Below are 12,182 nucleotides of genomic sequence, written 5' to 3'. Positions count from 1 at the left end.
AAAAGATTGCGGAAGTCATGAATTATTTTACAAACGTTTCCAAAATTTTTACATATTCGGCTGACCTCTCTGCTCGCAAAGCAGAGTTATAGTCGTTACCTGGGCGTACATCATAAATGTAAACTCCGTGACCTTCTACTCCTGCATTTCTGTCAACTGAGCCGACAACGCTACCCATTGCTCCGCTGGAATGCCACTAGCGAGGGTATCTTGTATGCCAGTGACTGCTTCTTCCAGCCTGTCGGTAAGTTGACGAGAATGATGCTGTACCGATTGATGAACCTGTGTGTCATAAAACTGCACCAGCTTCTGTTCTGAAGCCGGAAGCACTTCAATAATCATCTGTTTGAGAACGGGCTCAAATGCATCCTGAAGGCGCTGACGTCCATCCCCTTCAAAGAACTGCTTCGGATTGCGGAAATAACTCCAGTAATTTTTCCAGCCTGATGGTTCTTCAAGCCGGATTTCCTCCAGTACAGGTGTACCCCACTTTTCATCCAGTGTTAAGAACAAGTCAATGCCACCTGTCAGCTGTTTCACCTCATCTATGCATTCTCTCACTTGCTTGGCAACCCAAGCGTGCCCTGTCTGCTCCAATCGAAGCGTCGTAGCCAGCAATTCCTGCTCCAGCTCTATGCCAATGATGCGAAGCAGCTCCCGGCCACAGGCTGCGAAAGCCGTTTTCAGGTTACCCTGATCCTCACGCAATACCGATGGATGGAAGGCTTCAGCCATAAACTGACCAAGTCGGAAAGAAAGGCGCTGTCTGACATGGAAAAGTAATTCGTTCGTTTCCTGTGACAGTTCTTCCTTCATCGACCGCTGTGCCAATCGCTCAATCCGCTGACGGGACTGTCCCGAGATCGTCTCCAGTTCATCCCGCCGCTGACGCAGTGCTTCTTCTCCTTGTGCCGCATCATCTGCACGCTGCTGTAACCGCTGAATGACACGTGCCATCTCTTCGGACGCTCCGCCCACTGCCAGATCAGCCAGTTCTTTACCTGCGAATTGATTAAATTCTTCTTCAAAACGGACAAAGCCGGATTGCTGCAGCAGATCCGTATTCCCCTCCATTTTGCCTTCCATCGCAAGCATGCTGGATACCGGGAAAAGACGTGGCGAACGAATGCCGTTACTCCGTAGCTCTGTGCCTACATGATCAAGCACCTGCTCCAACTCTTCGTCCGAAGATGACAAGTCACTCGCATTCACGACAAAGAACATTTGATCCATTGCGGAGCTGTCTTTAACCCGTCCGAGTTGATTCAGAAATTGACGGTCTCCCTGAGAAAAGGCGTGATTATAATAGGTTACAAATATAAGCGCATCGGCATTCTTCATATAATTGAATGTTACCCCTGTATGCCGGGCATTAACCGAATCCGCTCCAGGTGTATCCACAAGCACAATCCCCTGTTCTGTGACATCACAGCTGTAATACAGATCAATGGAATCGACAAAACAGGATTTCTTCTCATTGGCGACAAAATTACGGTAGCCGTTTAAATCCACCAGCACATCCTGTCCAAGCTGATCCGCCGTCTCTTCCCAACCAGCCGCAGCTGCCTGCAAAAAGCTGTAATGCGGACGTCCTGCCGGATGCACATCTTTTGGCGTGAGCGATTTCACCCGCTTCTGCCATTCCGTATCTGGCTCCCCCAGCCCAAGCAGGCGGAAGGAATACGCCAGGTCTTCCTGGAAGGCATCCCGGGTCTTCATGCGAACCCGGGCAGTGCCATGCTCCGCGCCGCCGGCCGGAGCCATAATGCGGTTGATCGCCGCTGTCGTCGGATGCGGCGATACCGGGAGAACTGCTTCGCCAAGCAATGCGTTGGCAAAGGAGGATTTGCCCGCGCTGAACGCACCGAACAGCGCGAGGGTGAACGTGCCGCCCGCAAGCGAAGCTGCGCGTGCACGCAAATCCCGTACCGCCGACCCCATGGCGGGGTACGGCTCCACCAGCGCAGCAGCGGCTTCCAGCCTTGCCGCTGCTGCGTCCAGGCGCCGGCGGCGTTCCGCGCCAGCCGCCGGTGCGCCCTGCGCCGCTGCTGCGCGCGGCGGCGCAGGGGCCTGCGTCTGTGGCTGCGCCGCCACAGACGCGGACGTGCCCGCCTGCGAACCGGGAGCTTCGCCCGGTTCAGGCGCGGGCACGTGCGGGCCCTTCACCTCCGGCAATAGCCCGGAGGGGAGGGGGCCCGCAGGAGGCAGCAGGCTGCGCAGCCCTGCTGCCTCTGCGGCGGCGGCGCGCTGGAGCGCCGTGTAGCGCGCCGCCGCCGCGGATTGCGCCAGCCGCGCTGCGCGGCTGACGTCCAGCGCCTGGAGCGCGGCTTCGCCCTGCGCAGCCAGCGCTTCCAGGATGCGGTCGGCCAGCAGCATGGCCGACTTGCGGTACCGGGCCTCTATCTCGCCCCGGACATCTTTGCTGAATTGCAGCACATACTCAGGCGATAGCTCAGCACTCGCACTTCGTTTCAGTTCAAGCAATTCTTCATCCATAGCAGGCAGCTCGGTGTTAAGCGCCTGCTCCCACGTGGCATCCCACACTTGATAAGCTTCACCCAGCTGTCTCAGCATCGTCCGAATATGAACCTCCACTTGACTGGAAGTCTGATCCTGAAGCAGTCTCACCAGTTCCGAAGCCCGGCGCTGTTTCTCCTGTTCCGTTTTGCCACCGGAGAAGAGCAGCCCTACACGGAAACCAGGCTTGCGACTCTCCAGATAGTTAGCTGCCGAAGTACGGATATCTGCCGGAGTAAGGTTGGCGTTGGCAAGTAGGGAGTCAACCTCTGCTCTGAATTTCTCACGAACTTGCGAGGGTTTCGCCTGAAGCTCTGCAGCTTGTTCATCCAGGAGTGCAAGCTCGCGCTCCAATCGTTCTATGCCTTCTTGTCCACCGATTTCCTCCAGCAGCGCAGTTTCCTCGTCTTCTCTCTTGCCTGCCTCTCTCGCAAGATGCTGCTCGGTGATATGACTGGCCGAACTTACCAAACTGTGAGAGATCAGTTCTTCCTTCTTTTTCGTTAGCTGTGTAATCAGCTCCGGCAACTGACTCCACTGATTATATCGATGCTGCTGGTCACGTAAAGAAGTGAACAACAAGCCGTCATAACGTACTTCCCATGCAGCAAAGATCGCTTCTACCCCTTGCACATATTGATCAAACGAAAGCTCCTGCTCCCGATGTTTGTCGATCTGATTCACAATCAGAAACAGCGGCTTGCCCCAGTCGGACAAACTTTTGGCAAAGGATAGATTGGTCTCCGACTGAACATGATTGTAGTCCATCACATAAAACACAACATCAGCCAGATGTAGTGCCGAATGTGTAGCCAGGCTATGTCCACGATCCGTGGAATCCACCCCAGGTGTATCCAGCAGTACGGCTTCATCTTGTAACAGCGGAATGTTATCCCATACTTCGATGGAACTGTAAGCCCCTCCATTTTTACAATACGCCTCAAGTTCCTCTGGTGAAACCTCCAGCGTGCCTGCTTTATTGTCAGCGCTTACGTTCGGTGACGTATAAATAAGTGCTCTCGGCTTGCCGTTACGTATCGCGACGACATTGGCACTGGTTGGCACCGGACTCGATGGCAGTACCCGCTTGCCGCACAAGCTGTTGATCAAACTCGACTTGCCTGCCGAGAAATGTCCACAGAACGCAATCGTCAGATGTTTCGTTTCAGCCTTGCCGATTAAATCCGTTAGTGCTTCTACAGCGGTATGGTCTCCTGACTGCTTCATTGCTTCACGCAGCGGTAACAAAGGTGTGGCCATTTCTGCTGGGTAATCTGTTCTGGACATGACTGGCCTTCCTCCTGGCTCCTCTAATTTGACATCTGTTTCGACGTCAATCTCTGCTTTATCTCCATATAGTTTAACATCATCATGTTTGAATTTGAACGATTTGACCCCAATCTGCATGTAGATGGATTCCAGATCAATATAAGTTCAAAACGAGATGATTTGCCCTTGCGATGCTATTAATGTTTCCTTTGAATCAACTCATCTTCCCATGTTGCGCGTTTCCGTGTACATTGTTCGTGACGTCAGTCCCTTATGTATCTATAAAAAAATAAAACCGAGCATGTCGGTTTTATCCAGGTCAACCTTTGAACTCCCCCAACTGCAGGGAATGTTTATCATTAAGTAACGGGCTGCATCACATGCCAAACAGCTCACACGTACATTCGCTTCTCCGCAATGTCGATGCAGCCTGGGTCCTTGATCACATGTTAATTAAACTTAAGATACTGCGTTTTCCATTGTAGGCAACAAGATTTCAAAAACTTGACCATGTTGCAAAATCGTAATGCCACGGCCTTTGTCTCTCATCACAACAACCTCAGGCTTTGTAGACATACGCTCCAGGTAATGCTCAGGCACGTCGCCAGAGTGGCTTACCGTAATGCCTTCCACTTCTTTTTCTTCGTTCTCGACCATTTCCTGCTCAACGATTTGCTCAAAAATATCGGAGAAGGCTTCAAAATTGTCAGTGTATACGGAAATGCATTTCATGGTTATTCATCCTTTTCTGCTTAAGAGTTTAATTTTCGTTTTCGGGTGGTAACACGTTCCTTATCTTTCCTGATCTGGGACGTTTTCATACGTTTTTTTCCTTCCCTGCATATGTCCAGCAACGGACAGATATGACATTGGGGAGTTTGAGCCTTGCAATGGTAGCGTCCAAAAAATATAAACCGGTGATGAGTAATCGTCCACTCATCCCGAGGTACGCGCTTCATCAGTTTCTTCTCCACTTCAAGTACGGAGTCATCCCAACCCGCGAGACCCAGTCTCTTCGACACACGTTCAACATGCGTATCTACCGCAATAGCCGGTACTCCAAACGCATTTGAAACGACAACATTCGCGGTTTTTCGCCCGACGCCTGGCAGGGTAACAAGCTGATCATGTTCCTGCGGTACATCTCCGCCATACTGCTCTATTAAAATTCGGCACATGTTCTGGATATGCTTCGCCTTGTTTCGGTACAATCCGATTCGCCGAATATCCTGCTCCAGCTCTTCAAGAGGAACTGTAAGATAATCCGCAGGGCTTTTGTACTTTTGAAACAAATCTGCAGTGACCTTGTTCACCGTTTCATCTGTGCACTGCGCAGATAGAAGCACTGCAACCGTTAATTCAAATGCATTACTGTGATTTAATTCGCAATGTGCATCAGGAAACATGGCTTCCATTGTTTCGAGTATATGTCTTACCGTCGCTGCATTCATGAAGAGCTACCTCCCACAAGTCCGCTCCACGATGCGGAGCCTTACTTCAAGCTTCAGCCAAGTAGCTTGGCGGGGATCCAAAAAGCTTGCAAAAAAAACGTCTTGATGCGGGAAAGATCCCGTATCAAGACGGTCATTCTTTGATCCTCGAAAAGAAACGATTACTGTTTTTGAATCTCCATAACCACATTGTTCAAGAGATACAATACAATATTATCATTATCTCTGAGAGATTGCACGCTTAAAGTGTTGTCACCCTGGTGAACAAATACGCTCGACCCCAGTGCAAAACGATAGTTCATGTCTGATGTTGTCTCACGTTTAACCAAAATCTGGTTCCCTACTCCATCATAAGACCAGAACTGTTTGCTCATGACAGTAAGCACTCTGAAACGTGTGGAATTATCCGTATCTTTCGTCATTTCCACGCGGTCACCGACCGTTAAATTACTTAGAGAGGTTAATGTCGAACCGGATTTCACAACTTTAACCGGGCCACTCACAGACACTTTATCTGTCGAACCGTTAAATTGTTTCAGTGTAACCGAAGTGGCATCAACTGCAGTAACTTCAGCCATCGTACGTTTGACCACTTGTACCGTCTTCGGTGTAGTTCCTTCGAATGTTACGTTAATCAAATTGCCTGCCGTCAGCTGAGACGCCGTAATGGATTGACCATTATCTCCAGATAGTACCGCTTGATCCACGTAGAACTGACTTGTCAGAAGATCCGATTTCACACGAACACGACCATTCGTCTCCATCGCAACAACTTCAAATTGAGCTACCGTTTTCAGCGCAACCTTTTGCACGACATCCTGGTTTGCACCGAGCGTAATCGTAACATTGTCACCAATCTTCAAATCAGACAGACTCGCCGATGATTTGTTGTACATTTCAACCGCTGGTGCCGTTGTGTAAGGAACAGTAACCGTCTGACTACCAGATAACAAGCTGATTTTTCGGTTTGTTGTATCGATGCTACTGATCGTTCCCTCGTATTTATAAATCACCTTCACAGACAACGCACGAGTTCCAACATAAGTCAGATCCAGTTTGCGTCCGTCATTCAGCAAGGACTCCAGTCCTACCAGTGTCGGCTTGGCTGCGTTATAATCCATTTTTGTTTTTTCATCAAGGGTAAATACATAAGGCTTTTTATTCGCATCCAGCACAGTAAGCACTTTGGTTTTACTGTTGTAGGATACAACGGTCGCCCCGTTCAAAGGCTCCATTTGCCGTCCGATCACCTGAATACGTGTTACCTGATCATTACTGTTTAATGTAAGTTCAACCTTGTCACCATTATTCGCGTCTGTAATCAGATCGTTCAACGTTGCATCCTGAATACCGTTAATGATCACTTCCGGCTTCTCGCTGAGCAATTTTGCTTCAAGAGAACCTCCATCACGCTTAAACGTCAGTGTGGATTGATTTCCGCCAATCTCCACCAGCGTACCACGAACGGATTGTTCAACACCCTGGGTCAGCTCAACCGTTTGCAGAACACTGTCTTTAACCGTGTACTTCACCGTGCTGCCTGCTTTCAGGTCAGCCAGGGACAGAATACGGTTTTGATAACGAATAATCAGATTATCCGTATATGTATACTGCTCTGTTGCACCCGCAGTATTCACCAGCTTGATTGTTTTTCCGGAAGTACCCACTTCCGCAACCACACCGCTGTCGCTTTTGTTAACGATACCGGATTTAACCCGGATCACAACGGTTTTCTTGTCAGCTGAGAACGTCTCACGCTGTACTTCAATGGTGCTGTCCACAGTAATATCAGACAGTTTAATCGCTTTTCCATTCTGATCAATGAATGCAGTATTCTCATCATAAGCATATGTTTCATAGTTTTCGCCTACGAATAGGCCGATTTTATTACCTGATAATGAACGTGCAAACGTACCTTCAACGCTCTCCACTTGAGGTTTCGCATCAACAACCTCCACATAGGAAGCACCACCTGCTGAACCCACAATGAGAACTTTGGTATATAACTTCACATCGGATGCAGATGCACGTGTTTCACTATCCTTGGTAAAGTACGGAGTATTGCTGTTCACTGCATAGTTAATGGCTTTGCCTTCAACAACCAGCGTGATCTGCCCATCTTTCAATCCAGTTACGTAACCCGCCACCGTATTCGGATACTTGGTATCCGTCAACGATTCACCGCGACTAAAGAACGTCGCAAGCTGCGCACGAGTTACGGAACCTGTTGGATTGAACTTATTATTTTCCAAACCTTTGGCCAGATCCAAACTAACAGCTAAATTTACATACCCTTTAGCACTGTCAGAGATATTTGCATTGTCTGCAAAACCTGTAGACTGATTATTTTGAGCCTTCGCTTCGGCATCTTTGTTCAGCGAGCGGATCAACAGTTTGGTAATCCACTCACGAGTTGCCGGCTTCTGGCCCCATGCTGTTTTGGACACATCTGTAGATGCCTCTTCCGTTTTATCCACGAGACCCAGTTGAAGTGCAAGCGCGACATATGGCTTGAAATAGTTTCCCACTTCCATATTTGTCGGTAATGCCGCAGCCGTGCTGGTGCTCAACCGGGATTCCATATTCATAAAACGGATGGCCATCGTTATCGCTTCTTGCTGCGTTACCGCGTCCCCTGGACGGAACAGGCCATTATTACCGAGAAGAATACCTTGATAAGCCAGCTTGTATACATGTTTCTCAGCCCAGTATCCAGCCTTGATATCACTGAACAAACCTGTTGGCGCAGCCGTATTGCTTACCCCCGCAGCCTGACCTTGTCCCGTTACTGTTGAGTCTGCTGCCATAGCAGCTCCACCGGCGCTCAGGGCCATCATGCCTGCAAGCACGGCTGATACTACTTTTTTAGAGTGTGATGGATGGTTATATTTAAAAGTCACCTAATGATTCCCCTCTCTCATGTAAAACGACCTTATCCGTGAGTCCACGGTAACACACTTGAAGCATAGCTTAATTGGATCTTGTCATTGGATGCTCAAGATCCACATGTCCCATCAAACTTTCAGTTGATTTACCGTCTACCAGCAGATCAAGTGATTTCACTTCGTCGAACTGGAAAAAAGTTTGTTTCAGCGCATCTATCGCAAACGATTCACCGCCCGCACCAAGACGTGCCGTATCGGGCATATGAATGTCCAGTGTCAGTGCTCCATCCTTGAATTGAACGGATTTCAGTTCAATATCTTTGGACCACAGTGGCACGAGCTTTTCATCTTTGCTTTGCTGCAAGGACTCAAAAGCAGCCTTATATTTGTCATCCTCAGATGCAAATGTGATTTCGGCTGATGCTTTATGCAGTTCAAGCTCCTCCGGATCGGTATAGAACACCTCTATGGATTTCTTCTCCTTGCTATCCGATGTTGAAGGTTTATCCGTGGATGTTTCACCAGAAGATGTTGTGCCCTCCGAGCTTCCGTTCGCCGAGTTGGATGGTGTTGTATTATCCTCGGAACCGGCAGTTGCAGGATCGGTAATCACCTGACCTTCCACCTCTGTAACGCCGTTCCCTGTTTGTGTCTCTGATCCCGCACCTTGTGTTGTCTGACTTGGAGCAGCTGTCGGTTTACTTCCACATCCAGCCGCTACTGCCATAACCGTTACCAGCAAAGCTGCGATCCATATTTTTTTGTTCATTCTGACTCAGCCTCCTCAGCATAAGGGTTGTCCCTTATTGAATTCCCAGATACTCCTTGATCCCAGCAACGATACCTTTGGCTACATTGTTCTGAAAATTTTCCGTAAACAGTACCGCCTCATCACTCTTGTTGCTGAGGAACCCTCCCTCTAACAGCACGGCAGGCATTGTTGTTTCACGGGTTACATGCAGACTAGCCATTTTCACGCCGCGGTCTTTCAGTCCCGAAGACTTCAAGAGGTACTTATGCATCACATTAGCCAGTTCCTTGCTTGCCGACCGGGAATAAAAGGTCTCTACTCCCGTTGCCGCAACAGGGCCGCTATTCGCATGAATGGAGATAAAGATATCTGCATTTATTTTTTGAGCAACTTTCACACGTTCTTTAAGTGCAAGAAATGTATCGTTGCTGCGAGTTAATACCACATCGATTTTAGGTTCTTTTTTCAGTAGTGCCTCTACTTTCAATGCCATGGCAAGATTGAAGTCTTTTTCTCTTTTGCCCGTGACACCAATCGCTCCAGGGTCCTGATCTCCATGTCCCGCATCGATGACTACAACCTTTTTGCCATTTCCGCCAACGGGCGGAGCAGGTGTGCTACCTTGATTGTTTAGATCAATGATGAGCAATCCTGAATCGTTCTGCACACTGTACCCTTTGGCACCTGTCAGATCAATAACAAACCGAATGGTAGAAGGACTGTTGCTATATAAGGAATAACGAATTTGAGACACATCTGGATAACCGCTAACAACGAGTTGACCATTTTGATTGCTATCCAGTGCCTGACCTTGACTAAACGAATCAGCAAAAGCCGTATTGGGCAGATCAATTACAATTCGATCCGGGCCGTTCATCGTAAATACGTTCGGCTTTGTGCTTCCACTTGTAGCAATCATGAAACGGTTGTCGCTAAAGCTAATGCCGTTCACTTGTACAAGACCTTCCTGACCCGTTCCTCCACCATCGTTACCAGAGTTCGGAGGAGTAGTTGTCCCGTTTCCGGAACCTTCATTCTGGGTAACTAATGTTACCGTCTTCGTGGTGTTGTTCCAACCCACCTTAAGACCCATTTGCTCTCCGATGAAACGGAGTGGTACTAAAGTCGTACCATTTTTTACGAGGGGCGGGGCATCCAGGTCTACGTTACTGCCGTTCACTGTTGCCGTCTTCTGTCCAACAATCATCTGCATGGCAGTGTTGTCTTTGCTAATCGTCACCGTTTGCGACTGCTGCTTCCAATCTACGGAATATCCCAGACTCTCGGAAACCACACGAATGGGTACCATCACCTTACCATTGATGTTTTCCGCTTTCGTATCCGAAGGTTGTACGATCACGTCCCCGTCTAGGATAATCTTCGTGTCTGCTGCTGCATGACTATAGCCCGGGAAAACGAACCCGAAGACAAATAACAGTACCAAAAAACCGAACTTCTTCATCCTTCACCCCTACCAATCTCATATTTTTTTGCCGCATGTTGCAGACTTGCAACTTTCACTTCACACTTGGGCATTACCAGACACCTATTAGACGCCTCCCAATCTCAAAAGTTGCGAATATATTCCAACATAACAGAAAAAAAACGTTGTCAAATCAAGCTTTTTTTACATCTTTATGTCTTATTTTTTCCTAATTTATCAAATATGCATCTTGAAACAACGGACTTCCCCAATCTGCATATTTACGAAAAATACTATTCTACAATCTCAAATAATCTAAAATACCGTCGACAATCGCCTGAGCACATTGATCCTGATAGGACGCTGTAAGCATTAGAGCTTCATCCGTTGGATTACTCAAAAATCCTAATTCAAGCAGCACAGCCGGCATGGTTGTTTCCCGAGTCACATGCAAACTCGCCACTTTAACCCCTCGATCCTTAAGTCCTGTGACAGGTAGGACGTGCTTATGAAGTGTCTCAGCAAAACTCTTGCTCTCTTTGCGCGTAAACAGTGTTTCTATCCCGTTGGGAACAGAAGTTGTAAATTTATTACCATGGATGGACACAAACAGATCCGCCTGATTTAGCTTGGCTATATCTACCCGTTGTTGCAAGGAGAGTTCAGTGTCATCTTGACGTGTAATGACGGTCTGTATGTTGGCGTTCTGTTCCAAAAGAGCCTTCACTTTGAGCCCTACAGCCAAATTAAAATCTTTTTCGTAAGCTCCCGTCACACTGACCGCTCCGGACTGCCGTCCACCATGCCCAGGGTCAATGACAACTACCGTTTTACCGTCATTCTCAGGTAAAGCTGGCTGACTGCCCGAAGTTCCATTCGTAGCCGAGAGGTCAACAAGTAAAACGTTATTCTCTCCAAGTGACCAGTTCGCTGTTGCACTTTGAGTCAGGTCAAGCACGACTCGCACCGTCGAAGGGGACTGGCTGAACATGGCAAACCGAACTTTAGAAACCAGGGATGAATCCGTAACAGCCAGTTGACCGCCTCCATCCGGACTTGAAGCCTGTCCCTGCACAAACGTCTGAGAGAAGGTTGTATTCGGCAGGTCCACAATAATGCGCTCAGGCCCGCTGATACTGGACACTTTCGGACTGATGGTTCCATTCGTTGCTATGATCAAACGATCTCCACTGTAACTAATACTTTGAAGTTCCGTCTGACCAACCGGGGCAGGAGTGACCACTGGATCACTGTCATGCTCCGGTTCCACAACGGGTGGAATACTGAAGATACTGACCGTTTTAGTACTATTGTCCCAGCCAACCCGCAGCCCCATGCCCTCACCTACGAAACGCAGAGGGACTAATGTTGTACCTTGTTTAATCAGCGGAGGAGCATCCAGATTGACGACATTACCATTAATCGTTGCTGCATCTTTCCCAGCCGTCATTTCAATGGAGCTATTGCCTCGCTGAACATGAACTGTCTGCGTTGCCTGTTCCCACTTCACATCGTAACCCAAATTTTCGGATACAACGCGAATCGGAACCATGACTGTTTTACCCGTATTCTCTGCCGACGCTCCTGTCTTCTGGTCAATGGTGACTCCATCAAGCACAATAGAAGGGGTACGATCTGCATGAGCCATTAAAGGGAAAAGACAAAGGGACAAGAAAAAAACGACTGCTGCCGACCACTTCTTCATACGTCATCCACCATTCTGATTAAGTTATGTACCCTTCCATAATCTACTATCCAGTCTATCAGATATTATCTAGTGATCCGGTTACAACGTTGTCATATTTAGTCGGAAAACATAATCAAAAAAGCCTCCATTTCGACAGGCGAACGTAACGTCCTTTGTCGAGATGGAGGCTTTGCGTTAA

Annotated in this window: 7 protein-coding genes; all 7 read right to left on the bottom strand. The window is 48.4% G+C overall.

Going from position 1 to position 12,182, the window contains the following annotated elements:
• Nucleotides 1-135 precede the first annotated feature (135 nt).
• The 7 genes from ACUTVW_RS11750 to ACUTVW_RS11720 all read right to left on the bottom strand — a co-directional run bounded on the left by ACUTVW_RS11750 (nt 136) and on the right by ACUTVW_RS11720 (nt 12,001).
• On the bottom strand, nt 136-3,804 hold the full coding sequence (locus ACUTVW_RS11750; RefSeq protein WP_445645969.1) for a dynamin family protein: 3,669 nt from the start codon (nt 3,802-3,804) through the stop codon (nt 136-138).
• A gap of 441 nt (nt 3,805-4,245) precedes the next feature.
• Nucleotides 4,246-4,518: an NAD/NADP transhydrogenase alpha subunit gene (locus tag ACUTVW_RS11745; protein WP_445645968.1), complete on the bottom strand. Its 273-nt coding sequence runs from the start codon at nt 4,516-4,518 to the stop codon at nt 4,246-4,248.
• 20 nt (nt 4,519-4,538) lie between these two features.
• On the bottom strand, nt 4,539-5,237 hold the full coding sequence (nth, locus tag ACUTVW_RS11740) for an endonuclease III (RefSeq protein WP_445645967.1): 699 nt from the start codon (nt 5,235-5,237) through the stop codon (nt 4,539-4,541).
• Nucleotides 5,238-5,398: 161 nt separating this feature from the next.
• Entirely contained in the window at nt 5,399-8,137 is a 2,739-nt protein-coding gene (locus ACUTVW_RS11735) for an S-layer homology domain-containing protein (RefSeq protein WP_445645966.1), read from the bottom strand.
• Nucleotides 8,138-8,207: 70 nt separating this feature from the next.
• Nucleotides 8,208-8,891, bottom strand: coding sequence for a GerMN domain-containing protein (locus ACUTVW_RS11730; protein WP_445645965.1), 684 nt, complete (start codon nt 8,889-8,891; stop codon nt 8,208-8,210).
• Nucleotides 8,892-8,925: 34 nt separating this feature from the next.
• A complete protein-coding gene (locus ACUTVW_RS11725; RefSeq protein ID WP_445645964.1) occupies nt 8,926-10,335 on the bottom strand; it encodes an N-acetylmuramoyl-L-alanine amidase in 1,410 nt (469 codons plus the stop codon).
• Between the two features lie 259 nt (nt 10,336-10,594).
• A complete protein-coding gene (locus tag ACUTVW_RS11720) occupies nt 10,595-12,001 on the bottom strand; it encodes an N-acetylmuramoyl-L-alanine amidase (RefSeq protein ID WP_445645963.1) in 1,407 nt (468 codons plus the stop codon).
• Nucleotides 12,002-12,182 lie beyond the last annotated feature (181 nt).

Source organism: Paenibacillus sp. TSA_86.1, assembly GCF_052691815.1.
This window is presented reverse-complemented; position numbering and strand designations above follow the sequence as displayed.

Bases quoted from the DNA above. Each gene is read 5' to 3' on its own strand.
- ACUTVW_RS11750 (WP_445645969.1), bottom strand. From the start codon at position 3,804: ATGTCCAGAACAGATTACCCAGCAGAAATGGCCACACCTTTGTTACCG.
- ACUTVW_RS11745 (WP_445645968.1), bottom strand. From the start codon at position 4,518: ATGAAATGCATTTCCGTATACACTGACAATTTTGAAGCCTTCTCCGAT.
- nth (WP_445645967.1), bottom strand. From the start codon at position 5,237: ATGAATGCAGCGACGGTAAGACATATACTCGAAACAATGGAAGCCATG.
- ACUTVW_RS11730 (WP_445645965.1), bottom strand. From the start codon at position 8,891: ATGAACAAAAAAATATGGATCGCAGCTTTGCTGGTAACGGTTATGGCA.
- ACUTVW_RS11725 (WP_445645964.1), bottom strand. From the start codon at position 10,335: ATGAAGAAGTTCGGTTTTTTGGTACTGTTATTTGTCTTCGGGTTCGTT.
- ACUTVW_RS11720 (WP_445645963.1), bottom strand. From the start codon at position 12,001: ATGAAGAAGTGGTCGGCAGCAGTCGTTTTTTTCTTGTCCCTTTGTCTT.